Here is a 22728-nt window from a genome sequence, read left to right as displayed (position 1 = left end):
GGCCAGGGCCTCCAGCCGCGCGGCGGCGGCGGCGCGGGCGGCGGGCCAGGGGGCGCGGTCGGCGGCCCAGGGATCGGCCGGCAGGACCAGCAGATCCGCCTCCGGCCAGGAGTCCGGCGGCAGGGCCGGATCGGGGCACAGCGCGAGGCGCATCAGCGCGTTCCCCTCCCCTGGCCTGTCCCTTGGCCTGTCCCTTGGCCCGTCCCTTGGCCCAGCACGCCGAGCGCCATGCCGAGAGAGACCATCGCCACCCCGGCCAGCCCGGCCAGGCCCAGCGGCTCCCCCAGCAGCGGCCAGGCGCCGAGGGCGGAGAGCGCCGGGGTCAGCGCCGTGATGGTGGTGGTCAGCGCGCCCCCCAGCGCCACCACGGCGCGGGCGAAGAGGAAGCCCGCCACCACCACGGCGATGAAGCCCTGATAGACGAACTGGTAGGCGATGGCGCCCGCCGGGGCCTCGCCCAGGCTGGAGGGCAGGAAGAGCCACCACAGCGGCAGGTAGAGCAGGGGCGGATAGAGGGCGAGCGCCGTGGTGGCGGTGAGCGCCGGCACCCGCCAGCGCCGCAGCAGCACGGTGAAGACCGCCCAGGAGAAGCTGCCCGCCAGGAAGAGCAGGTCCCCCCTCCAGGCACCGGGCCAGGCGGCGAAGGTATCCCCCGCCAGCAGGGCGATGCCCGCCGCCACCACGCCGAGGGAGAGCAGCCGCGCGCGCGAGAACCCCTCCCCCAGCACCAGCGCCGCCAGCAGAGCGGTGAGGAAGGGCAGCGTGCCGGTGAGCAGCACCCCGGCATGGGCGGCAGGGGCATAGCGGAAGGCCCAGTAGGCGCAGAGCGGGAAGCCGAAGGCCGCCCCCGCCGCCAGCCCCAGCACCTGCCGCGGCGGCAGGCGCGGCCAGCCGAAGCGCGCCGCCAGCAGCAGCCCGGCCAGCAGCGAGCCCATGTAGCGCAGCGCCCCCACATCCCAGGGCGTGAAGGACTGCCGGGCCGAGAGCCGGCCGGAGAGGGCGAAGCCGGCCCAGACCACCACCACGGCGAAGGCACAGGCGAGGCCGATGGCCCTCTCCCGGCCAGGGACGGGCAGAGCGGCGACGGGTGTGGCAGCCACGGGGGGCGGGGCGGACTCGGAGGGCATGGCGCCGACCCTAGCCGCGCCCCTCCAGGGCGACCATGCCCGCGACCGCCGCCCCAGCCATGCCGCCTTTTCCACCAGGAAAGGCCCGCAGGGCGGGTTGTTTCATGCCCGGAGAAGTATATTGCGATGCGGTAAAAATCCCTGGCCGCAACGCCTGGACTCGCCCTTGCCTCTTGCGGCGCGATTTGCCCCCGCGATATGCCGCGTATTGTGGTGCGGGCGTTTGGCTTCACCCAAGATCTGGGTGGCCCAGCCCCCCGAATGGGAAGGAGGTGCCGCGATGTCCGGCCTGCAGACCGTTGACCGCGACCGTTCCGCCAATCCGCTCGACATCCTGGAGCAGATCGTCACCGCCAATGAGTGGGTGTTCGAGCGGCGCTCCGACGGCGAGATGGCGGCCGAAGCCCCGGGCAAGTGGTGCGATTACGGCCTGTTCTTCTCCTGGTCGCAGGAGATCAGCGCCATGCATTTCACCTGCGCCTTCGACCTGAAGGTGCCGGCCAACCGGCGCGGCCCGCTCTATGAGCTGCTGGCCCTGGCCAATGAGAAGCTGTGGATCGGCCATTTCGGCCTCGACAGCGAGGATGGCGCCCCCGTCTACCGCCACGCCGTGCTGCTGCGCGGCGCCCCCGGCGCCAGCGCCGAAAGCCTGGAAGACATGGTCGACATCGCCATCACCGAGTGCGAGCGGTTTTTCCCCGCCTTCCAGTTCGTGCTATGGGGCGGCAAGCCGCCGGCCGAGGCCCTCGCCGCGGCCATGCTGGATTGCGTAGGGGAAGCCTGAGCATGGGTGAGACTTTGCCGCCGATTCTTCTCGTCGGCTGCGGCAAGATGGGCGGGGCCATGCTGGAAGGCTGGCTCGAGCGCGGCGTGGAGCAGGTCGTGGTGGTGGAACCCTATGCGGAGGCCACGGAAGCCTTCGCCGGGCGCGTCACCATCTGCGCCACCGCCGCCGATATCCCGCCCGATTTCACCCCGGCCGCCGTGGTGCTGGCCACCAAGCCGCAGCAGGCGGAGGCCGCCCTGCCCGGCTTCGCCGCCCATGCCAGGGCCGGCGCCCTGATCGTCTCCATCATGGCGGGCAAGACGGTGGGCGGCATCACCGCCCTGCTCGGCGGCGCGGCGCGCGTGGTGCGCGCCATGCCCAATACCCCCGCCGCCGTGCGCCAGGGCTTCACCTGCGCCTATCCCGGCCCCGGCGTCAGCCCGGAGCAGAAGGCGCTGTGCGATGCCCTGCTCTCCGCCATCGGCGAGGTCGCCTGGCTGGAGGAGGAAGGGCTGATCGACCCCGTCACCGCCGTCTCCGGCGGCGGGCCGGCCTATGTCTTCCTGCTGGCCGAGGTGCTGGAAGCCGCCGCCATCGAGCAGGGGCTGCCGCCGGATCTCGCCCGCCGCATGGCGCGGCGCACCGTCTCCGGCTCCGGCGCGCTGCTCGCCGCCAGCGAGCTGGACGCCGCCCAGCTGCGCCGCAACGTCACCAGCCCCAAGGGGACGACGGAGCGCGCCCTCAACGTGCTCATGGCCTCCGAAGCCTGGCCGAAGCTGATGTCCGAGGCCATCGCGGCGGCCACGGCGCGGTCGAGGGAACTCGCGGCCTGACCTTGAGAGGGGCTTCGCCCCTCTCAAACCTGCGCGGCAGTGCCGCGCAGCCACCAAAGGCCTGAGGCCTTTGGAAACCCTTCTGTCAGCCCCCTGGCGCAGCGCGGGGGGCGGGGCCATTGTCTGGGCATGATCGAGACCTCTCCCCCCGACGACAACGCCCTGATGGACGCGCTCTGGTCCCTGGTGGCCGAGCACGGATGGAACGGCTTCACCCTGCCGCAACTGGCGGAGCGCGCCGGCACCTCCCTCGCCGCGCTGCGGGGCGTGGCGCCGGCGAAATTCGCCCTGCTCTGCCGCCACAGCCGCTGGGTGGATGAGCAGGTGCTGCGCGACGCCCCCACCAGCCCGAGCGGTTCCCCGCGCGACCAGCTTTTCGACACGCTGATGCGCCGGCTGGACGCGCTGCAGCCGCACCGCGAGGGGCTGCTCCGCTTCGGCCGCGAGATGCGGCGGGACCCGCTGCTCAGCCTCGCCCTGGCGCCGGTGCTCGCTGCCTCGATGAGCTGGATGCTGGAGGCCGCCGGCATTCCCTCCTGCGGCCCGGCCGGGGCGCTGCGGGTCAAGGGTCTCTCGGTGGTGTGGATCGCCACCCTGCGCGCCTGGGAACAGGATGAGACGATGGATCTCGGCGCCACCATGGCCGCGCTGGACCGCGCGCTGGACAAGGCCGAGCGCGCGGCGCGCCTGCTGCGCCTCGATGGCGCCGCCCCGCCGCCCGCGCCGCCCGCCGCGCCGGAGGCACACCCCGCGGCATCGTGACCCTGGCGCGCCGGAACGGCTTCCGGCCTGCCCCGCCGCGTGGCTAGAGTGGCCGCAGACAAGAATCGCGGGAGGAAATGCGATGTCGGACGGGTTCAAGATCGCGCCGGAGATGGACATCATGCGGCTGCTCTCGGATTTTCGCCTGCCGGTCATGCCGGATATGGAAGCCCTCGCCGCGGCGCAGCGCCGCAACTTCGAGGCGCTCTCCGCCGCCAACAGGGTGGCGCTGGAGGGGGCCCAGGCGGTGGCCCGCCGGCACATGGAGATTCTCCAGCAATCCATGTCCGAGATGACGCAGGTGATGCAGGCCGCGACCCCTGGCGCCTCGCCGCAGGACCAGGCGGCGAAGCAGGCGGAGATGCTGAAGGCCACCTATGGCCGCGCCGTCTCCAACCTGCAGGAGATCGCCGACATGATCCAGAAGTCGAACACCGAGGCGCTGTCGCTGCTGAACAGGCGCTTCGCCGAGGCGATGGAGGAGGTCCAGAAGCTGATGGCCAAGACCCCCTGACTCCAGCTTTCTGAAAAAGTTTTTTGGTTCTTTTTTCCAAAAAAGAACCCTTCTCTTGCTCCCCTTGCCGCCCCTCAGGCCGGCAGGCGGATCCTCGCCCGCAGCCCCCCCAGGGGGCTGGCTTCCAGCGCGATATCGCCGCCATGGGCGCGGGCGATATCGCGGGCGATGGCGAGGCCCAGCCCCGTCCCCCCCGCCGAGAAGCTGGTGAAGGGCCGGAAGGCCTCCTCGCGCGAGGCTTCCGGGATTCCCGGCCCGTCATCATCGACGGTGATGAACACCCAGCGCCCCGCCGGCCGCCCCCCTTCCTGCCGCGCCGCCTCCGACAGGGCGAGATCGATGCGCCGCGCATGCCGCCGCGCATTGTCGAGCAGATTGCCGAGGCAGCGCCGCAGCGCATCCACCCGCAGCGGCAGGATGAGGGCCTCGGGCGCCTCCACCGTCACCGTGGCGCCGTCGCGGCGGGCGCGGTCGGCGAGGTCGCGCACCAGTTCCACGAGGTCGGCCGGCTGGGTCTGCTCCAGCCCCTCGCCACGGGCGAAGGCGAGGTAGGTGGCCACCATCCGCTCCATTTCCGCCACATCCTCGGTCATGGCGGCGGCATCCTCCTCCGCGCCGGGCGGCAGCATGGCGAGGCTGAGGCGCAGGCGCGTCAGCGGCGTGCGCAGGTCGTGGCTGATGCCGGCCAGCATCTCGGTGCGCTGGGTGATGAAGCGGCGGATGCGCGCCTGCATCTGGTTGAAGGCCGCCGCCGCCTGCCGCACCTCCGCCGCGCCCTCGGGCTTGATGGGGCCGAGTTCACGGCCCAGGCCGAAGGCCTCCGCCGCGCTGGCCAGGCGGCGGATGGCGCGCACCTGGTTCTTCATGAACATCGCCGCCACGAAGAAGAGCAGCAGCGAGGTGCCCACCAGCCACAGCACGAACAGATAGAGCGTACCGAAGAACAGGCGCTTGCGCGGCGCCTCCACATGCAGCACGCCATCCGGCAGCTGCACGCGGATGATGACGCTGCGCGGGTCGGACTGCCAGTCCGTGTCGAAGGGCAGGCCGACACGGTCGCGCAGGGCCTGGGAGAGGTCATCCTCCAGCGGCAGCAGCGGCATCCAGCTGCCGCGCTGGCCGGGCAGGCCGAGCGAGGCCCCGGCCTCGAAGGCCAGGGAGAGATCCAGCCGCCACGCGGCCTCGCGGAAGATCCAGTCCCGCTCGCTGTCGATCGGGTGGCGGGCGAGCAGTTCCACCACCATGCCGACATCGCCGCCCACGCCGCCGGCCAGGCGGCGGGAGATGACGTCGAGATGCCCGCCATAGAAGAGTTGCAGCGCCACCCCCTGGAGGATGAGCAGCGGCAGCAGGATGATGAGCAGCGCCCGCCCCAGCAGCCCACGCGGCAGCAGCAGCCGCAGCGGCGCGGCCAGCAGGCGGAGGGCGGGGCGCAGGGGGGGCGGCGTGGGCTTCATGCCGCCGGCATAGCGGGGCGCGCGGGCAAGCGCCAATCTCTCTTTATGAGGGAGATTTCATAGTCAACCTTCTTTTTCTGAAGAAAAAGAAGCAAAAAGACTTTTTTCAGGCTGCCGCCGTCTCCCGGCACAGTGGGACGCGAAACTGATAAAAGTTTTTTGGTTCTTTTTTTTCAAAAAAGAACGCTTCTTTTTTATCTTTAAGTTCCCGGCTTCAGCACATAGCCCTTGTGCCGCACCGTCTGGAGAAAGCGCGGCTCGCGCGGGTCAGGCTCGATCTTGCGGCGCAGGCGGGTCACCTGGACGTCGATGGCGCGCTCCCCGGCCTCGGGCGTGCCCAGGGCGGCGGCGATTTCCTCGCGCGTCAGCACCTCCCCGGCGCGGCGGGCCAGGGCACCGAGCAGGGCGGCCTCCCCCCCCGTCAGGCGCTGGGTGCCGTCCTGGCCGCGCAGTTCGCCGCGCTCCGGGTCGAACCAGCGGGGGCCAAGCTGCACCGGCGCCAGCGGCAGCGTGGCCGGCAGCGCCGGCGCGGCGCGCTTCAGGATGGTGCGGATGCGCAGCGCCAGCTCGCGCGGCTCGAAGGGCTTGGCCAGGTAGTCATCCGCGCCGCGCTCGAAGCCCGCCACCCGGTCATCCGGCGCGCCGGCGGCGGTCAGCATCAGGATGGGCACGTCCTGCCCCTCGCGCCGCAGGCTCTCCGTCAGGTCCAGGCCCGATTCGCCGGGCATCATCACATCCAGCACCAGCAGGTCGAAGGCCATGCTGTGCAGCGCCTGCCGCGCCGCGGCGGCATCGGCGGCGGCGGTGACGCGGAAGCCCTGTTCCGAGAGGAAACGCTGCAACAGCTTGCGCAGCCGCGCATCGTCATCGACCACAAGAAGATGCGGCTCCGCCCCCGTGGGCAGGCTGCCGGTGGACGTGCTCAGGCTCATGCCGCGCTCCGCTTGCCGCCCGGGGCACCGCCAGAGGCACTACCCGGGGCACCGCCGGACGCGCGGTCCAGCTGTGCCCGCGCCTCCGGCCCCATCAGGCCGCGCATGACGCGGCGAAAGCCTTCTACCGCGACCGGGCCGGCCTCGCGATAGGCCTGCATCACCCATTCCCGCTGCCGCTCGAACAGGCGGCGTTCCAGCGCCTCCCCCTTCTCGGTCAGCGAGAGCAGGCGCTGGCGGCGGTCATTGCGGCCGGGCTGCTGGGTGACATAGCCTTCCTCCACCAGCGGCGTCAGCACGCGGCCGAGCGACTGCTTGGTGATGCCGAGGATGGCCAGAAGCTCCCCCACCGTGATGCCGGGGCGGCGGCCGACGAAATGCAGCACCCGGTGGTGCGCCCGCCCCATGCCCAGCTCCGCCAGGATGGCGTCCGGCCCCGCGGTGAAGTCGCGATAGCCGAAGAACAGCAGGTCCTGGGCAAGCCGTAGCTCCTCCTCCCGCAGGAAGAGAAGCTGGCGCCCCGCGCCGACGGGCTTGGCGTCCGGTGCGTCCGACATGGCGGGCATGCTTCCGTGTTGGGTCAGCTTCATTGACACATTATCGTTTTAAGTTTTACCGTCCCCACGTTACGCGCAATGATATTGCGTGAACAGGCCCCGGAGGATGACACACATGGCGCTGGTTCCTTTCGACGACCGTGACGGCTGGATCTGGATGGACGGCCAGATGCTGCCCTGGCGGGATGCCAAGCTGCACGTCCTGACCCACGGGCTGCATTATGCCAGCGGCGTGTTCGAGGGCGAGCGGGCCTATGCCGGAAATATCTTCAAGCTGCGTGAGCACACGGAGCGCCTGATCGCCTCCGGCCGCATCCTCGGCTTCGAGATCCCCTATACGGCGGAAGAGATCGACGCCGCCTGCATCGCGGTGATGCAGAAGAACGGGCTGACGGATGCCTATGTCCGCCCGCTGGCCTGGCGCGGCTCGGAGATGCTGGCGGTCTCGGCGCAGCAGACGAAGATCCATCTGGCGATCGCCACCTGGGCCTGGCCGAACCTGTTCGGCGCCAACCGCATGAAGGGCGTGCGCCTCGGCATGGCCCCCTGGCGGCGCCCGGCGCCCGACACGGCGCCGACCGCCTCCAAGGCCGCCGGCCTCTACATGATCGGCACCCTGTCCAAGCACGCCGCCGAGGCGCAGGGCTTCGACGACGCGCTGATGCTCGACTTCAAGGGCGACGTGGCCGAGGCGACCGGCGCCAATGCCTTCTTCGTCTTCGATGGCGAGCTGCACACGCCGACGCCGATCTGCTTCCTGGACGGCATCACCCGCCGCACGGTGATGGGCCTGGCCAGGCAGCGCCAGATCAAGGTGGTGGAGCGCACCATCGCCGCCGAGGAGCTGGGCCGCGCGAGCGAGGTCTTCCTGGCCGGCACCGCCGCCGAGGTGACGCCGGTGCGCGCCATCGCGGGCTTCGAATACACCCCGGGCGCCATCACCGAGACCCTGCTGAAGGACTATGAGGCCCTGGTGCGGATGAGCCCGGAGGAGGTGGCGCGCCGCGCCGCTTAAAAAGGGAAAGGGTTCTTTTTTGTAAAAAAGAACCAAAAAACTTCTATCAGTGGGCGTCCCGCTCATGGCTATGGGCGGGACGCCAAACTGAAAAAGTCTTTTTGCTTCTTTTTCTTCAGAAAAAGAAGGTTCCTGAAAAATCATCCGTCTGGCACGCGGTCTGATGCGCCGCGGGGTCAGGCGCGCCCCCTGCGCGGCGCCGGCAGAGGGGGTCCAGCACCGCCCCTGGTGGCCTGCGCGAAAAAAATGCTCCCGTCGCGGCCTGAGAGACACATTCCTGGGCGAAACGTCACAGCGACACCCTTTTGCCGCGCCGCCTGGAGGGCCAGAATAAGGAAAGGAGCTTGGGGGAACGCTGTACCAATGAGCTGGACCGACGAATCCGCACGCGCCGCGCTGCGCCGGCTGTTCGATGCCGCCATCCGCGCGGCGGACCCGCGCGCCATGCTGGCCAGCCACCTGCCCGGCCTTCCCAAGGGCCGCGTGGTGGTGGTGGGTGGCGGCAAGTCCGGGGCGGTGATGGCCGCCGCCGTCGAGGCCGCATGGCCCGATGTGCCGCTGAGCGGTGTCGTCGTCTGCCCCTACGACCATGCCGTGCCGACGCAGAAGATCGAGGTGGTGCAGGCCGCCCACCCGGTGCCCGACGCCGCCGGGATGGAGGCGGCGCGCCGCATGCTGGCGGCCGTCTCCGGCCTGACGGAAGACGACATGGTGCTGGCCCTGATGTCCGGCGGCGCCTCGGCCCTGATGCCCCTCCCCGCCCCGGGCCTGACGCTGGAGGAGAAGCAGGCGGTCAACCGCGCCCTGCTGGCCTCTGGCGCCACGATCCAGGAAATGAACTGCGTCCGCCGCCACCTCTCGGCGATCAAGGGCGGGCGGCTGGCGGCGGCGGCCTACCCGGCGCGGGTGCGCACCCTGGCCATTTCCGACGTGCCGGGGGATGACCCCTCCGTCATCGGTTCCGGCCCCACCGTGCCGGACGCCACCACCTTCGCCGAGGCGCGCGCCCTGGTGGCGCATTACGAGATCGAGCTGCCCCCCGCCGTCGCCGCCCATCTGGAGGCCGCGGCGGATGAAACGCCCAAGCCCGGGGATAAGCGCCTCTCCCGCGCCGGCTACAAGCTGATCGCCACGCCGCGCCTGGCGCTGGAGGCCGCCGCGGCCGAGGCGCGGGCCCTGGGCCTGACGCCGCTGGTGCTGGGCGATGCCATCCAGGGCGAGGCCTTCACCGTCGGCACCGTGCTGGCCGGCATGGCGATGAGCGCGCGCGCCTATGGCCACCCGCTGCGCGGCCCCGCCGTGCTGCTCAGCGGCGGCGAGACCAGCGTGACCATGCGCGCCGGCTCCGCCCGTGGCCGGGGCGGGCGCAACACCGCCTGCCTGCTGGGCTTCGCCCTGGCCGCCGCCGGCACTCCCGGCCTCTGGGGGCTGATGGGCGACACGGATGGCATCGATGGCTCTTCGGGCGATGTCGCCGGCGCCCTGGCCGGGCCGGACACGCTGGAGCGCGCCCGCGCCGCCGGGCTGGACCCGCGCGCCGTGCTGGCCAGCCATGACAGCCTGAGCTTGTTCGAGCGCCTGGGGGATTGCATCGTCACCGGGCCGACCTTGACCAATGTGAACGACTTCCGCGCGATCCTGATCGCCTGATCCGCTATCCTGGATGGTATCGCGGTGCGGGCGACACGGCCCGCGCCGCATGATACCCGCCGGGCCGCCTGGCCCGGCATACCTGACACTCCGGGCCGCCTGGCCCGGCGAGACTGATCCCGGGCCGCAAGGCCCGCGCCGACTGAAGGAAAAAGCCTTGGCCCCGCGCATTCCCCTCCGCCGCCGCCGCCGCACCAAGATTGTCGCGACGCTCGGCCCCGCCAGCTCGACGCCTGAGGTGATCGAGCGGCTCTATCGCGGCGGCGCCGATGTGTTCCGGCTGAACTTCAGCCATGGCAGCCACGAGGACCACGCCGCCCGCGTGCAGATGATCCGCGACCTGGAGAAGAAGGTCGGCCGGCCCATCGGCATCCTGGCAGATGTCCAGGGCCCGAAGCTGCGCGTCGGCCGCTTCCAGGGCGGGCGCGTGCAGTTGCAGACCGGGCAGCGCTTCCGCCTCGACATGAGCGCGACGCCGGGCGATGTCCGCCGCGTCCAGCTGCCCCACCCCGAGATCATGGACGCCGCGCGCATCGGCACCACCCTGCTGCTCGATGACGGCAAGCTGCGCCTGCGCGTCGTCCACAAGCGCGACGACCACCTGGAGACCGAGATCCTGGTGGGCGGCCCGCTCTCCGACCGCAAGGGCGTGAACGTGCCGGACGTCGTCCTGCCCATCCCCGCCCTGACGGAGAAGGACCGCGCCGACCTCGACTTCGTCCTGCCGCTCGGCATCGAGTATATCGGCCTCTCCTTCGTGCAGCGGCCGGAGGATGTGGCGGAGGCCAAGGCCATCGCCAATGGCCGCGCCTGGGTCATGGTGAAGATGGAAAAGCCCCAGGCCGTCGAGAATCTCGATGGCATCCTGGCGCTGACCGATTGCGTCATGGTCGCGCGCGGCGATCTCGGCGTGGAATGCCCGCCGGAGGAAGTGCCGCTGATCCAGAAGCGCATCGTCCGCGCCGCCCGCACCCTGGGCAAGCCCGTGGTGGTGGCGACGCAGATGCTGGAAAGCATGATCAGCGCCCCCGCCCCCACCCGCGCCGAGGCCTCCGACGTCGCCACCGCCGTCTTCGACGGGGCGGATGCCGTGATGCTCTCCGCCGAGAGCGCCGCCGGCCAGTATCCCTTCGAGGCGGTGAACATGATGGACCGCATCCTGCACCGCGTGGAGCAGGATGCCGGCTGGCGCCAGCTCACCGACGCCGCCCGCCCCGCGCCGGAGAAGAACTCCGCCGGCGCCATCGCCACCGCCGCGCGCCAGGTGGCGGAGACCATCGGGGCGGAGGCCATCGCCACCTTCTCCGCCACCGGCTCCACCACCCTGCGTGTGGCGCGCGAGCGCCCGGCCAGCCCGATCCTCGGCCTGACCAGCAGCGAGGCCACGGCGCGCCGCATGGCGGTGGTCTGGGGCGTCCACTCCCTCGTCTCCGCCGAGCCGCACAGCATGACCGACATGGTCGCCAAGGCCGTGCGCTCCGCCCAGGCCGAGGGCTTCGCCCAGTCGGGCGACGAAGTCGTCGTCACCGCCGGCGTCCCCTTCGGCACGCCGGGCACCACCAACGCCCTGCGCGTCGCCACGGTGAAGTAACTCTTCTGGGGAGGCTCCGCCTCCCCAAACCCCTCCGCCGGGGTGGCACGGCCACCCCGGACCCCGCGTTCAGTCAGCGCCCCTGGTGGCGGGGTCCCCAAAAAATATGGGGCCCCTGTTCCTACGGTGGGAAGGTCAGGAGGGGCCGCGCCCCTCCTGTTCCCGCTTCAACAGGGCGCGCTTGCGCTCAAGACCCCAGCGATAGCCGGTCAGCGCCCCATCCTTCGCCACGACACGGTGGCAGGGCACCGCCACCGCCACCGGATTCGCCGCGCAGGCCGAGGCCACGGCGCGCACCGCCTTCGGCATGCCCAGCCGCCCGGCCAGGGCGGAATAGGTCGTCGTCTCCCCCGGCGGGATTTCTGTCAGGGCCTGCCAGACCCGGTGCTGGAAAGCCGTGCCGCGCAGATCCAGCGGCAGGGACAGGGCACCGCGCGGCTCGCCCAGGAACGCCACCACCACCGCCAGCGCCTCCGCCATCGCCGCCCCGCCCGGCTCCAGCCGCGCCTGCGGAAAGCGCAGCGCGAGTTCACCCAGCAGCGTCTCCTCATCCGGCCCGAAGCCGATGCGGCAGATGCCCTTCTCCGTCATCGCCACCTGCATCAGGCCGAGCGGCGTGGGGGCACAGGCATGGCGGATGCTCTCGCCCGCCCCACCACGGCGGGCGGCGCCGGGTGTCATGCCAAGCAGCCGGCCAGGCTGTTCATAGACCCGGCTCTCACTGCCGAAGCCGGCACCGGCCACGGCCTCCGCCACGCGCTCCCCGGCCGCCAGGGCAGCGCGTAAGCGGCGGGCCTTGACGGCCTCGGCATAGGCGCGCGGGGTCAGGCCGGTGATCTCGCGGAACAGTCGCAGGAAATGGTGGCGCGCATAGCCCGCGCGCGCCGCCAGGACGGCCAGAGGCGGCATGGCTTCCGACGCCTCGATGAGATCGCAGGTGGCGCGCACCGCCTCGGCCTGGAGCGCCGCGCGGTCCCCGCGCGGGTCGCAGCGGCGGCAGGGGCGGAAGCCGGCCTCTTCCGCCGCCCCCTCCCCGGCGAAGAAGCGGACATTGCGCCGCAGCGGCAGGCGGGAGGGGCAGCCGAAGCGGCAATAGACCCCCTGCGTCACCACGCCATAAAGCAGGCCGGGCCGGGCCTCGCGGCGTTGCAGGGCGATCCAGAGGGTTTCGTCATCCGGGCTCATGGCGGCAGGATGCCACGCGGCGGCCCCTTCCGCCCTCCGCTTTGTGCGCCGGTACGGCGCGGGCCGCTTTGTGCGCCGGTAAGGCGCGGATCAGGTTTCGTCGCCGCTCAGCTTGCGGTGCAGGCCGCGCAGCCGCTCCGCCCCGCCGGCCAGATGGGGGTGCAGGCTCATCGCCTCCTCCATCGAGCGCAGAGCACCGGGCATGTCGCCCAGTTGCTCCTGAAGGGTGGAGAGCATGGCCAGGGCGATGAAATGGCGCGGCTCCAGCACCAGAACCTGGCGCAGGTCGCGCATCGCCGCCTCGACATCGCCAATGGTGGCCAGGGCCTGGGCGCGCAGCAGCCAGGCCTCGGCATGGCCGGGCTGGAGCGTCAGGGCGGCGTCGAAATCCTCCACCGCATCGGCGGGGGCCTCGCTTTCCATGTTGCGCTGGCCGCGGCGCAGCAGCAGCGCCACCGCCGGAGAGGTGCCCTGCGCCCAGAGCGCGCGGATGCGGGCTTCCAGCGCCTGCCCCGCCACGTCATCCGGCGCGGCGGGCAGCATGTCCAGCAGCCGGTTGGCCTCGGCGCGGCGGGCCTCCGCCTGGGCCTGCGGGCGGGCGGGCTGTTGCGCCACCGCCAGCGGCGGCAGCAACAGGGTAGCCAGGAGGGGAAGAATGGCGCGGCGCATGACAGGGAGCTTGGGGCCCCTCCCCTTGCGATCAAGCAAAAACGCCGGGGCAACCATGAAAAAATCCGGCGCGCTTGAGGGGGCTTTGCCCCCTCACCCCCAGCAGGGGACAGGGTCCCCTGCACCCGCCATCAGTGGGTGCTTTTACGGATGGGTTTCCAAAGGCCTCAGGCCTTTGGTCGGGAGAGTTTGAGAGGGGCGAAGCCCCTCTCAAGGCCACACGCCTCAGCGCCGGTCGCTGCGCGGGTCCAGCGCGTCGCGCAGCCCGTCGCCCATCAGGTTGAAGGCCAGCACCACCGCGAAAATGGCCAGCCCCGGATAGATGGACATCCACGGCGCCTGCGTCAGGAAGCGCTGCGCCGCGTTCAGCATGGAGCCCCAGGAGGGTGCCGGCGGCTGCTGCCCGAGGCCCAGGAAGGAGAGCGACGCCTCGGCGATCACCGCCTCCGCGATGGCCAGCGTGCCCTGCACCAGCAGCGGCGGGATGATGTTGGGCAGCACATGGCGCAGCGCCGTGCGCCAGGGGGGGTTGCCCAGCGCGCGGGCGGCCTCCACCCAGTCCGTCGCCTTGGCCTCCAGCGCCATGCCGCGCGCCAGCCGCACGAAGATGGGCGTGGCGGAAATGGCGATGGCCAGCATCGCATTCTCCAGCGCCGGGCCAAGGAAGGCGGCGAGCGCGATGGCCAGGATCAGGAAGGGCACGGAGAGCATGGCATCGGCGATGCGCGAGATCACCGCATCCACCCATCCCCCGGCCAGGCCGGACAGCAGGCCGAAGGGCACGCCGATCCCCACCGCCGCCGCCACTGACACCACCCCCGCCATCAGCGAGGCCCGCGCCCCCCAGATCACGCGGGAGAAGACATCCCGCCCATTCTCATCCGTGCCGAACCAGTAGAGCTCCGAGGGCGGCTTGCGGATGCGGCTCCAGGAGGTGGCGATGGGGTCGTAGGGCGCGATCCAGGGCGCCAGCAGCGCCGCCAGCACGAAGCCCAGCACCACCACGGCGCCGAGCAGCGCCAGCCGGTGCCGGCAGAAGCGGCGCAGCGCGCGCCGCCCCGGGCTTTCCCCGCGCGCGGCGGGCGGGGCCAGGGGGCGTGTCGTGGCGGGGGCGCTCATGCCGCCCTCAGCCGCGGATTGATGGCCATGTAGAGCAGGTCCGCCAGCAGGGAGAGCAGGACGAAGATCAGCGCCGTCGCCATCACCACCCCCTGCACCACCGGATAATCGCGGTTGAAGACGGCATCGACGATCAGCTTGCCGAAGCCCGGGATGGTGAAGATCTGCTCCGTCAGCACCGCGCCGGCGAGCAGGCGGCCGAGTTCGATGGTGCCGAGCGTCACCACCGGGATGAGCGCGTTGCGCAGCGCGTGCTTGGCGATGACGAGGCGCTCCGGCAGGCCCTTGGCGCGGGCGGTGCGGACATAATCCTGCGCCAGGGCGGTCAGCATGGCGGCGCGGGTGTGGCGCATCAGCACCCCGGCGATGCTGCCGCCGAGGACGAAGGCCGGCATGATGGTGGTGGCCAGGGATTGCAGCGGGTCCTCCGCCAGCGGCACGTAGCCGGAGGGCGGCAGCCAGCCGAGATGCACGCTGAAGAGGAGGATCATCATGATCCCCATCCAGAAATTCGGCGTGGAGATGCCGGCCAGGGCGAGGCCATTGGCCACCCAGTCCGCCGGCCGGTCCTTCCACACCGCCGAGACGATGCCGGCCGGCACGCCGATGGCCACGGCGATGACGAAGGCCATCAGGCCGAGCTGGAGGGTGACCGGCAGCTTGTCGAGAATGAGCTGCGCCACCGGCAGGCGGATGCGCCAGGAGAAGCCGAAATCGCCCATCAGCACGCGGCCGAGCCAGGCCAGGTATTGCTCCCAGAGCGGGCGGTCGAGCAGGAGCTCGGCGCGGATCTCGGCCAGCACCTGCGGGTCGCCGCGCTCCTCCCCGGCCAGGATCAGCGCCGGGTCGCCGGGCATCAATTGCTGAAGCCCGAAGATCAGCACCGAGAGGATGAGCAGGGTGGGGACGACCTGCCCCAGCCTGCGGATCAGCCAGAGGCCCATGCGCCGCTCAGTTCAGCGCGAGGCCCTGCGGGCGGATCAGGCCATCCGGCAGCAGGGTGAAGTTCTGCAGGCGGGCGCTGTAGCCCATGACGATGGCGCGATGCCAGAGATAGACCCGCGCGCGGTCCTGCCGCAGCGCGATCTGCCACACCTGGGCATAGAGGGCGCGGCGCTTCGCCCCATCCGTCTCCTCCCGCGCGGCGTCGAGCAGGCGGTCCACCTCGGGATTGGCGCTCTTGCCGTCATTCTGGGCGCCCTTGCTGTGCAGGAAGGCCCAGGTATTGCCATCGGGATCGACGCGGCCGGACCATGCGGAAAGATAGGTCTGGAAATCGCCACGCTGCGCCGCCTGGAGGGAGGAGGCGAATTCCATGCTGGCGATGCGCAGGTCGAAGCCCGCCTCCTTCACCATGGCCTGCATCACCTCCGCCGCCTGGCGCAGCTCGGGGTTGGTGGGGACGGTCATTTCCACCACCACGGGGGTGGCGACGCCGGCCTCCTTCAGCAGGGCGCGGGCGCGCTCCAGATTGCGCGGCTCGGGGCGGAAGCCAGGGTCGTGGTAGGGGCTGGCCGGCGGCACCGCCTGGGCGGTGGGGGTGACGAGCCCTTCGAACACCACCTGATTGAGCGCGTCGCGGTCGATCGCCAGTTCGAAGGCGGCGCGCACGCGCGGATCGCGGCCGAAGGGCGTCTCGGCGCGCGGGCCGTTGCCCACATTGTAGATGATGCTCTGGTAGCCGAGATCCTCGCGGATGACGGTGCGCAGCCGGCGGTTGGCCTTCAGCGTGGCGAGGTCGGAGGGCGCGACCTCGACGACGTCCAGCGCGCCGGATTGCAGGTTGGCCAGCCGCACCGAGCTGTCGGCGATCGGCAGGTAGGTGATGCGGTTGATCCTGATGCTGGCCGCGTCCCAGTAGCCGGGGAATTTCTCGACCACGATGCGGTCCTGCGCCACGCGCTCGACGAAGCGGTAGGGCCCGGCGCAGACGGGGCGGTTGCCGAAATCGCGCCCCGCCGCCTCGGCCGCCTTGGGGCTGACGATCATCCCGGCGCGGTCGGTGAGCTGCGAGACGAAGGGCGAGGACGGTGCCTTGAGACGGATGCGGAGGGTCAGCGGGTCCACCACCTCGACGCTGTCCATGGCGTTGATCTCGCTGCGGCGGAAGCTGCCCTGCAGGGACAGGTGGCGGTTCAGCGAGTAGCGCACCGCCTCGGCGTCCATCTTCTCCCCGTCATGGAAGAGCACGCCGGGGCGCAGGGTGATGCGCAGCGTCTTCGGGTCCTCCCAGCTGTAGCCGGTGGCGAGCTGCGGGACGATCTCCAGCTTGTCGTTGATGTCGAAAAGCTTGTCGCAGAGGCTGGCGAAGACGATGCGGCCGACGAAGGTGCGCGCCAGGGTCGGGTCGAGGATATCCGGATCCTCGCGCAGGCCGATGCGCAGGGTCTGGCTGGTCGTCTGGCTGGTCGCGCTGCCCTGGGCCAGGGCCGGGGTGGCGGCGGGCAGCAGGGCGGCGGCGAGGGCGGCGCCAAGCGCCAGGGCGGTGCGGCGGGTCGTCATGCGTCGGCTCCGGCTTGCTGAGAGGAAGATGGTTGGGAAGACAAGGGCGGGGCAGCCGCCTGGAAGAAAGTCTGGAGGCGGCGCAGGCGCTCGCCGCCCGGCTCCGCCTCGCGCGGCGGGGTGGCGGGGGGCAGGCGGTCGCGCAGGTGGCAGGCGGCGCGGTGCCCCGCTTCGTCCCCGGCAAGCTCCGGCACCACCTCCCGGCACACCGCCTCGGCGAAGGGGCAGCGGGTGTGGAAGCGACAGCCGGCGGGCGGGTTGATCGGGCTCGGCATGTCGCCCTGGAGCGGCGGCGCGGCGCGCGCCCCGCCCTGGTGCAGGCCCTGGCCGGGCACGGCGGCGAGCAGGGCGCGGGTATAGGGGTGGCGCGGCGCGGCGAAGAGCCGGGCGGCCGGCCCCTCCTCGACGATGCGGCCGAGATACATCACCGCCACGCGGTCGGCGATGTGGCGCACCACGGCGAGGTCGTGGCTGATCAGCACGAAGGTCAGGCCCAGTTCGCGGATCAGCTCCTGCAGCAGGTTCACCACCTGCGCCTGCACCGAGACATCGAGGGCCGAGACCGGCTCATCCCCCACCACCAGCGCCGGGCCGGAGGCCAAAGCGCGGGCGATGGCGATGCGCTGGCGCTGCCCGCCGCTGAACTCGTGCGGCCAGCGCCGGGCCAGCTCCGGCCGCAGCCCGACGCGCGTCAGCAGCTCGGCCACGCGGCGGGGGATGTCGGCGCGCGGCACGGTGCCGTGCAGCAGCAGTGGCTCGGCCACCGCCTGCTCCACCGTCATGCGCGGGTCCAGGCTGGCGAAGGGGTCCTGGAAGATCAGCTGCATGTCGCGCCGCCGCGCGCGCAGGGCGGCGGGCTTCAGCGCCCCCAGCGCCTCGCCGCGGAAGCGCACCGTGCCGGCATCGGGCTCGATCAGGTGCAGCATCAGCCGCCCGAGGGTGGATTTGCCACAGCCGCTCTCGCCGACAATGGCCAGCACCTCCCCCTCCCGCAGGGTGAGGTCCACGCCATCGACGGCGCGCACCGCGCCGCGCCGGCGGCCCAGCGCGTCGCGCACCGGGAAGTGCTTCACCAGCCCGGCGAGCTCAAGGATGGGCGCGCCGCTCATGCCGCCATCTCCGGAATGTCGTCCAGCGGCGCGCGGTGGCAGGCGGCCTCATGCGCGGGGCCGACGCCGCGCAGGGGCGGCGCCACCTCATGGCACAGCCCGAGCGCGAAGGGGCAGCGCGGGGCGAAACGGCAGCCGGGGGGCGGTGCCGCCAGATCGGGCACCGTGCCCTCGATGCTGGCAAGCCGCCCGCCGCCGCCCTCCAGCCGCGGCGCGGCGCCGAGCAGCCCGATGGTATAGGGGTGCTGCGGCAGGGCGAAGAGCCGCGCCGCCGGGGCGCGCTCCACCACCTGGCCGGCATACATCACCACCACCTCATCCGCGTGGTCGGCGACGACGCCGAGGTCATGGGTGATCAGCACCGTCGCCGTGCCTGTCTCGCGCTTCAGCTCGTCCAGCAGGGCGAGGATCTGCGCCTGCACGGTGACGTCGAGCGCCGTGGTCGGCTCGTCGGCGATCAGCAGCCTGGGGCGGCAGGCCAGCGCCATGGCGATCATCACCCGCTGGCGCATGCCGCCCGAGAGCTGGTGCGGATACTGCGCCGCGCGCCGCGCCGGCTCGGGGATGCGCACCTGCTCCAGCGCGGCGATGGCGGCGGCGGCGGCCTCGCGGTGGGAGAGGCCGCGATGCAGGCGCAGCGCCTCCGCCACCTGCTCCCCGGCGGTGAAGGCGGGGTTCAGGCTGGTCATCGGCTCCTGGAAGATCATCGCCATCTCGGGGCCGCGCAGGCGGCGGCGCGCGGCGGGCGGCAATTCGGCGATCTCCTGGCCGGCGAGGCGGATCGTCCCCCCCACCCGCGCGCTGCCGGGCAGCAGCCCCATGATGGCGAGGCTGGTGGCGGATTTGCCGCAGCCGCTTTCCCCCACGATGGCCAGGGTGCGGCCGGGCGCCACCGCGAAGGTGACGCCCTGCACCGCGCGGAACGGTCCGCGATCGGTCCTGAAGGTGATGGAGAGGTCGATGACCTCCAGGGCCAGGGCATTCATGGGCACGCTCATTCGCGCCGGCCGGTCGATCTGGAGAAAAGTCGCATGGCCCCGTGTGCTTGCATGAACCGGGCCAGACTGGCCCATTGGCAGAGGGTCCCACCGTATCGGCCGGGCAACAAGCCCCCCCAGGCCGCGCCCCGCCCGCCCGGGCGCGGCACTGGCTGGACCGCCCCCGCCTACGCCGCTACCGTGCGGCGCCGGCGGAACGGTGCCCCGCGACGCCCCATGGCAAGACCCGCTGGCAAGGCCCAACGGGGAAGGCCCAATGGGGAAAGCCCCCCTGGGAAAGCCCCCCGGGGAAAGCCCAATGGCCAGCCCCGGGGCAGGCCGCGGGGCAACCGGGGGGACAGCCTCGAAAGGACAGCCCCGCAGAAGGGCCAGGGGCAGACGACAAGGGTCCGGGCCGCCCCGGCGCACAGAGAGCAAGCCCCGCGCCGGGGCCGCCCCCGGCGCCCAGCAGAACGGTGCCTGATCGCATGAGCCTGGAGCTTCTCGCGCGGCGTATCCTCACCCTGACCGGCGCCGGCCCCTGCCTGCTGCTGGGCGATGACGGGGCGCCGCTGGTGGCGCCCCTGCTGGCCCTCGGGGTGGATGCCCGCTGCCACGCCGCGAGCGCCGCCCTGGCCGAGGCCGGCCATGCCCGCATGCCCGGCCGCTTCACCAGCGGGCCGCTGGCGGCGCTGCGCACCTGGCCGGCGGGGCTCGGCACGCTCGTCCTGCTCGGCGCGCCGGCGGAAATGGCGGGGGCCGGGGCGGGCCGCGCCCTGCGCGCCCTGCGCCGGCTGGTGCGCGGCGCCCTGCTGCTGCACGCCCCCGGCGAGGCGCCGCCGGATGGCTGGGAGGCCACGGCCCTCGCCGCCGGCTTCCGCCACCATCCGCGCCAGGTGCAGACGGGGCTGCTGCGCGAGGCGGGGCTGTCCGGCGGCGCCCTGCTGCTGCTGGAACCCCTGCCGGAGCGGTTGCCGCGCGGCCCCGCCACCCCCCATCCCAGCCCGGCGCGGCAGGACATGCTGCGCGGCTCCTCCCCCGCCCAGGTGGCGCGGCGGGTGCGCTATGACTGGGCACGGCGCTGGATCAAGGCGGGCGACCATGTGGCCGATGCCGGCGGCGGCCCTGGCGATGGCGCCTGGTTCCTGGCCCGCATGAGCGAGGCCGCGCGCCTCACCGCCATCCTGCCCGGCGCGGCGATGGCGGCCTATGCCCGCGCCGCCTTCGCCCATCCGCGCATCGTGGTGGTGGAGGAGGATCCGGTGGCGGCGCTGGAAAGCCTGCCGGAGAACAGCGTCGATTGCCTGCTCTGCTTCGAGGCGCTGGAGCGGGGCGCGGAGCCGGACCGGCTGCTGGCCGCCTGCCACCGGGTGCTGACCCCGGCCGGGCGGCTGCTGCTGGCCCTCCCCGCCGCCCCGCCGCCCCCGGCCCCTTCCGGCACCCGCTCCCGCTCCAGCCGTGCCGCGCCGCCGGGCTGGGCCGCGCTGCGCGAGCGGCTGGCCGCGCGCTTCCTGCTCGACGTCACGGCGGCGCAAACCGGCTGGGACCATCCGGGCGGCGCGCGGCTGCGCCCCTTCCCGCCCGAGGCCGAGCCCCCGGCGGCGCAATGGCTGCTGGCCAGCGCCATCAAGCCCTATGCCCTTGGCCCGCAGCCGGCCTATCCGCCGCGGCTGGTGATCGAGGGCGAGCCGGTGCGGATCAACCCCACCGACTTCGCCGGCATGCTGGACAATCCCTGGCTGCATCGCGGCCTGCTGGATGGCGGCATGCGCCCGGCCGACCCGGCCCTGCTGCGCCGCACCTGCCTGGCGCTGATCGAGCACGGCCCGGAGAAGGCGCGCGCCGCGGCGCTGACCGTGCTGGGCTACCGCCTGCTGGAGGATGGCACGGTGGAGCAGGCCGCGCTCGCCGCCCATCTGCGCCAGATCGGGCAATGGGTCGCGGCCTGGGAAGGCAGGGCGCGGCAGCCGCAGGTGGCGCGCTGGCTGGTCTCGCTCGCCTTCCTGGCGGCGCTGCTGGCGCAGAAGACGGGGGCGCTGGCGCTGGCGGCACAGTGGTTCAACCGCTGCATCGCCACCGACCCGGCCCCCTTCGGCCCGATGCTCTTCACCAAGACGGTGGAGGCCTGCCACCGCCTCGGCTGGATCCACTATGGCCAGGGTGAGCCGGAGGCAGCGCGGCGCGCCTGGCAGGAAGGGCTGGACCAGGCGCGCCGCGCGCTCGGCCTGCGGCGCGATGCGGGGCGGCACCCGCTGGCGCCCCGGCTGAACTTCGTCTTCGACGAATATGCCGCCATCTGCGACATGGCCTGCCGCTGCGCCATCGCGCTGAACCATCTGGACAACCCCGCCATCGGGCTGGAGCGCGCCCCCTCCTTCGCCCGCCCGCGCGAGCGGCAGATGGAATTGCTGGCCCGCATCGCCCGGCTTTCCGGCGAGTTGTCGGCCGCCCAGGCGGCGCTGCGCAGCCAGGAGAAAGCCCTGGAGAAAACCCGGGCGAAAAAAAATCCGGCGCGGCGGCGGCAGAAGGACGGCGCGGGCAGCGCCGCGGGCACGGGGAAGGATGGCCGCTAACCCCTCCCCGCGCCTCCCTGCCCGGGGCATGGGGCGAAAAAACCGCCCCCCGGCGCCACCGGCGGCGGCCCTGCCGCGTTGCCCGCGAGGCCAGCGCCCCCACCTCTGCCCAAGCCCCTCCCGAGACAACGCCTGAGAAACCGCGGAGACCCCAGCCATGCCCCATCCCCGCCTTTCCCGCCGCGCCCTGGCCGGGCTGGCGGCCACGCTCGGCCTGCCCGCCGCCCGCGCCATGGCGCGCACCCCGCCGCCGCCCGTCGTCGTCGCCTCCAAGCTGGACACGGAGGGCGCGCTGCTCGGCGAGATGATGGCGCGCATCCTGGAGGCGCGCGGCACGGCCGTGCGGCGCCGCCTGCAGCTCGGCCCCACCCGCATCCTGCGGCAGGCGATCCTGGCCGGGGAGATCGACCTCTACCCGGAATACACCGGCAACGGCGCCTTCTTCTTCCAGATGGAGACGGACCCGGACTGGCACGACGCCGCGCGCGCCGCCGAGAAGGTCCGCCAGCTCGACGCCGCGCGCAACCGGCTGCTCTGGCTGCGCCCGGCGGCGGCGAACAACACCTGGGCCATCGCCGTGCGGCGCGACCTGGCGCGGCAGGCCGGGCTGCGCACGCTGGAGGACCTCGCCCGCCACCTGGCGGCACGCGGCAGCTTCCGCCTCGCCGCCTCGGCCGAATTCGTCGAGAGCCCGGCGGCGCTGCCGAGCTTCCAGAAGGCCTATGGCTTCACCCTGCCGCCGGAGCGGCTGCTGGTGCTGCCGGGCGGCGACACGGCGGTGACCATGCGCGCCGCCGCCGAGGGGCTGAACGGCGTCAACGCCGCCATGGTCTATGGCACGGATGGCGCCATCCAGGCCCTCGACCTCGTGGTGCTGGAGGACACGAAGGGGGCGCAGGTGGTCTACCAGCCCGCCCCCGTGGTGCGGCAGGAAATCGCCGAGCGCCTGCCCGGCATCGGCAACTGGATGGAGCCGCTCTTCGCCTCGCTGACGCTGGAGGCGCTGCAGGGGCTCAATGCCCGCGTGGTGGTGGAGGGCCAGCCGCTGGCGCAGGTGGCGGAGGCGCATCTGCGCGGCCTCGGCCTGCTGCGCTGAGCGGCCGTTTGGCAAGGCGGCGCGCGGTCTTGAGAGGGGCCTTGCCCCTCTCAAACTCTCCCCACCAAAGGCCTGAGGCCTTTGGAAACCCCTCCGCGCGTCTCACCCGGCCGGCGGCGGGGGCACCGGTGGCGGGCGCGCTCGCCCTGCTGGCGGGGCTGGCGCCCTGGGCGCTGGGCTGGCTGGCCCTGGCACCCAACCGGCTGCTCAGCCCCCGCCCGCTGCCGCTGCCCGCCACCGCCCCGGTGCTGCTGGCCGCCACGCTGTTCCTGGCGGGCTGCCTCGGCACCGCGC

General features: G+C 72.5%; 20 protein-coding genes. 9 read left to right on the top strand and 11 right to left on the bottom strand.

The window, feature by feature from the left end; translation table 11 throughout:
* Positions 1–152: 152 nt before the first annotated feature.
* Complete coding sequence (locus NON00_RS20215) at positions 153–1127, bottom strand: DMT family transporter (RefSeq protein ID WP_256024523.1); 975 nt, start codon at positions 1125–1127, stop codon at positions 153–155.
* A 280-nt stretch (positions 1128–1407) separates the two neighbouring features.
* Between NON00_RS20215 and NON00_RS20210 the strand changes: the two genes are divergently transcribed.
* The 4 genes from NON00_RS20210 (at position 1408) to NON00_RS20195 (ending at position 4002) form a co-directional block, all read left to right on the top strand.
* Entirely contained in the window at positions 1408–1911 is a 504-nt protein-coding gene (locus NON00_RS20210) for a YbjN domain-containing protein (protein ID WP_256024522.1), read from the top strand.
* 2 nt (positions 1912–1913) lie between these two features.
* On the top strand, positions 1914–2726 hold the full coding sequence (gene proC, locus NON00_RS20205; protein WP_256024521.1) for a pyrroline-5-carboxylate reductase: 813 nt from the start codon (positions 1914–1916) through the stop codon (positions 2724–2726).
* 129 nt (positions 2727–2855) lie between these two features.
* Positions 2856–3488 (top strand): TetR/AcrR family transcriptional regulator, encoded by a 633-nt coding sequence (locus tag NON00_RS20200; RefSeq protein WP_256024520.1) that lies wholly within the window; start codon positions 2856–2858, stop codon positions 3486–3488.
* Positions 3489–3570: 82 nt separating this feature from the next.
* Positions 3571–4002, top strand: a complete 432-nt coding sequence (locus NON00_RS20195) for a phasin family protein (protein WP_256024519.1) — start codon at positions 3571–3573, stop codon at positions 4000–4002.
* Positions 4003–4076: 74 nt separating this feature from the next.
* Here NON00_RS20195 and NON00_RS20190 read toward each other — a convergent pair whose 3' ends face one another.
* From NON00_RS20190 to NON00_RS20180, 3 genes are all read right to left on the bottom strand, one after another.
* On the bottom strand, positions 4077–5459 hold the full coding sequence (locus NON00_RS20190) for an ATP-binding protein (RefSeq protein ID WP_256024524.1): 1383 nt from the start codon (positions 5457–5459) through the stop codon (positions 4077–4079).
* 200 nt (positions 5460–5659) lie between these two features.
* The gene (locus NON00_RS20185; RefSeq protein ID WP_256024518.1) at positions 5660–6391 is read right to left on the bottom strand and encodes a response regulator; all 732 of its coding nucleotides are present in this window, start codon (positions 6389–6391) and stop codon (positions 5660–5662) included.
* On the bottom strand, positions 6388–6948 hold the full coding sequence (locus NON00_RS20180) for a MarR family winged helix-turn-helix transcriptional regulator (RefSeq protein WP_256024517.1): 561 nt from the start codon (positions 6946–6948) through the stop codon (positions 6388–6390). Before NON00_RS20180 ends, NON00_RS20185 begins: the two co-directional genes overlap by 4 nt.
* Positions 6949–7063: 115 nt before the next feature.
* Here NON00_RS20180 and NON00_RS20175 point away from each other — a divergent pair, with 115 nt between their 5' ends.
* The 3 genes from NON00_RS20175 (at position 7064) to pyk (ending at position 11204) form a co-directional block, all read left to right on the top strand.
* A complete protein-coding gene (locus tag NON00_RS20175; protein WP_256024516.1) occupies positions 7064–7963 on the top strand; it encodes a branched-chain amino acid aminotransferase in 900 nt (299 codons plus the stop codon).
* 363 nt (positions 7964–8326) lie between these two features.
* The gene (locus NON00_RS20170) at positions 8327–9613 is read left to right on the top strand and encodes a glycerate kinase (RefSeq protein ID WP_256024515.1); all 1287 of its coding nucleotides are present in this window, start codon (positions 8327–8329) and stop codon (positions 9611–9613) included.
* Between the two features lie 157 nt (positions 9614–9770).
* Positions 9771–11204 (top strand): pyruvate kinase, encoded by a 1434-nt coding sequence (pyk, locus tag NON00_RS20165; RefSeq protein WP_256024514.1) that lies wholly within the window; start codon positions 9771–9773, stop codon positions 11202–11204.
* Between the two features lie 135 nt (positions 11205–11339).
* Here the strand turns inward: pyk and ada are convergent, their stop codons facing one another.
* The 7 genes from ada to NON00_RS20130 all read right to left on the bottom strand — a co-directional run bounded on the left by ada (position 11340) and on the right by NON00_RS20130 (position 18774).
* Complete coding sequence (gene ada, locus NON00_RS20160) at positions 11340–12389, bottom strand: bifunctional DNA-binding transcriptional regulator/O6-methylguanine-DNA methyltransferase Ada (RefSeq protein WP_256024513.1); 1050 nt, start codon at positions 12387–12389, stop codon at positions 11340–11342.
* 90 nt (positions 12390–12479) lie between these two features.
* A complete protein-coding gene (locus NON00_RS20155; protein ID WP_256024511.1) occupies positions 12480–13058 on the bottom strand; it encodes a tetratricopeptide repeat protein in 579 nt (192 codons plus the stop codon).
* Between the two features lie 225 nt (positions 13059–13283).
* The gene (locus NON00_RS20150) at positions 13284–14177 is read right to left on the bottom strand and encodes an ABC transporter permease (RefSeq protein WP_256024510.1); all 894 of its coding nucleotides are present in this window, start codon (positions 14175–14177) and stop codon (positions 13284–13286) included.
* Complete coding sequence (locus NON00_RS20145) at positions 14174–15121, bottom strand: ABC transporter permease (protein ID WP_256024508.1); 948 nt, start codon at positions 15119–15121, stop codon at positions 14174–14176. The genes NON00_RS20150 and NON00_RS20145 overlap by 4 nt, the downstream gene beginning before the upstream one ends.
* A 7-nt stretch (positions 15122–15128) precedes the next feature.
* Positions 15129–16679, bottom strand: a complete 1551-nt coding sequence (locus NON00_RS20140) for an ABC transporter substrate-binding protein (protein WP_256024507.1) — start codon at positions 16677–16679, stop codon at positions 15129–15131.
* The gene (locus NON00_RS20135; RefSeq protein WP_256024506.1) at positions 16676–17788 is read right to left on the bottom strand and encodes an ABC transporter ATP-binding protein; all 1113 of its coding nucleotides are present in this window, start codon (positions 17786–17788) and stop codon (positions 16676–16678) included. The genes NON00_RS20140 and NON00_RS20135 overlap by 4 nt, the downstream gene beginning before the upstream one ends.
* Positions 17785–18774: an ABC transporter ATP-binding protein gene (locus NON00_RS20130; RefSeq protein ID WP_256024505.1), complete on the bottom strand. Its 990-nt coding sequence runs from the start codon at positions 18772–18774 to the stop codon at positions 17785–17787. Before NON00_RS20130 ends, NON00_RS20135 begins: the two co-directional genes overlap by 4 nt.
* A 479-nt stretch (positions 18775–19253) precedes the next feature.
* Here NON00_RS20130 and NON00_RS20125 point away from each other — a divergent pair, with 479 nt between their 5' ends.
* Complete coding sequence (locus NON00_RS20125) at positions 19254–21338, top strand: methyltransferase domain-containing protein (RefSeq protein ID WP_256024504.1); 2085 nt, start codon at positions 19254–19256, stop codon at positions 21336–21338.
* 157 nt (positions 21339–21495) lie between these two features.
* The gene (locus NON00_RS20120) at positions 21496–22434 is read left to right on the top strand and encodes an ABC transporter substrate-binding protein (RefSeq protein WP_256024503.1); all 939 of its coding nucleotides are present in this window, start codon (positions 21496–21498) and stop codon (positions 22432–22434) included.
* Positions 22435–22728: the final 294 nt, after the last annotated feature.

The organism is Roseomonas sp. GC11 (assembly GCF_024437745.1).
Classification (GTDB): domain Bacteria; phylum Pseudomonadota; class Alphaproteobacteria; order Acetobacterales; family Acetobacteraceae; genus Pseudoroseomonas.
This window is presented reverse-complemented; position numbering and strand designations above follow the sequence as displayed.

What these genes read in the sequence shown, in the direction of transcription:
- NON00_RS20215 (WP_256024523.1), bottom strand. Translation starts at nt 1,127, where the DNA reads ATGCCCTCCGAGTCCGCCCCGCCCCCCGTGGCTGCCACACCCGTCGCC.
- NON00_RS20210 (WP_256024522.1), top strand. Translation starts at nt 1,408, where the DNA reads ATGTCCGGCCTGCAGACCGTTGACCGCGACCGTTCCGCCAATCCGCTC.
- proC (WP_256024521.1), top strand. Translation starts at nt 1,914, where the DNA reads ATGGGTGAGACTTTGCCGCCGATTCTTCTCGTCGGCTGCGGCAAGATG.
- NON00_RS20200 (WP_256024520.1), top strand. Translation starts at nt 2,856, where the DNA reads ATGATCGAGACCTCTCCCCCCGACGACAACGCCCTGATGGACGCGCTC.
- NON00_RS20195 (WP_256024519.1), top strand. Translation starts at nt 3,571, where the DNA reads ATGTCGGACGGGTTCAAGATCGCGCCGGAGATGGACATCATGCGGCTG.
- NON00_RS20190 (WP_256024524.1), bottom strand. Translation starts at nt 5,459, where the DNA reads ATGAAGCCCACGCCGCCCCCCCTGCGCCCCGCCCTCCGCCTGCTGGCC.
- NON00_RS20185 (WP_256024518.1), bottom strand. Translation starts at nt 6,391, where the DNA reads ATGAGCCTGAGCACGTCCACCGGCAGCCTGCCCACGGGGGCGGAGCCG.
- NON00_RS20180 (WP_256024517.1), bottom strand. Translation starts at nt 6,948, where the DNA reads ATGTCGGACGCACCGGACGCCAAGCCCGTCGGCGCGGGGCGCCAGCTT.
- NON00_RS20175 (WP_256024516.1), top strand. Translation starts at nt 7,064, where the DNA reads ATGGCGCTGGTTCCTTTCGACGACCGTGACGGCTGGATCTGGATGGAC.
- NON00_RS20170 (WP_256024515.1), top strand. Translation starts at nt 8,327, where the DNA reads ATGAGCTGGACCGACGAATCCGCACGCGCCGCGCTGCGCCGGCTGTTC.
- ada (WP_256024513.1), bottom strand. Translation starts at nt 12,389, where the DNA reads ATGAGCCCGGATGACGAAACCCTCTGGATCGCCCTGCAACGCCGCGAG.
- NON00_RS20155 (WP_256024511.1), bottom strand. Translation starts at nt 13,058, where the DNA reads ATGCGCCGCGCCATTCTTCCCCTCCTGGCTACCCTGTTGCTGCCGCCG.
- NON00_RS20150 (WP_256024510.1), bottom strand. Translation starts at nt 14,177, where the DNA reads ATGAGCGCCCCCGCCACGACACGCCCCCTGGCCCCGCCCGCCGCGCGC.
- NON00_RS20145 (WP_256024508.1), bottom strand. Translation starts at nt 15,121, where the DNA reads ATGGGCCTCTGGCTGATCCGCAGGCTGGGGCAGGTCGTCCCCACCCTG.
- NON00_RS20140 (WP_256024507.1), bottom strand. Translation starts at nt 16,679, where the DNA reads ATGACGACCCGCCGCACCGCCCTGGCGCTTGGCGCCGCCCTCGCCGCC.
- NON00_RS20135 (WP_256024506.1), bottom strand. Translation starts at nt 17,788, where the DNA reads ATGAGCGGCGCGCCCATCCTTGAGCTCGCCGGGCTGGTGAAGCACTTC.
- NON00_RS20130 (WP_256024505.1), bottom strand. Translation starts at nt 18,774, where the DNA reads ATGAATGCCCTGGCCCTGGAGGTCATCGACCTCTCCATCACCTTCAGG.
- NON00_RS20125 (WP_256024504.1), top strand. Translation starts at nt 19,254, where the DNA reads ATGAGCCTGGAGCTTCTCGCGCGGCGTATCCTCACCCTGACCGGCGCC.
- NON00_RS20120 (WP_256024503.1), top strand. Translation starts at nt 21,496, where the DNA reads ATGCCCCATCCCCGCCTTTCCCGCCGCGCCCTGGCCGGGCTGGCGGCC.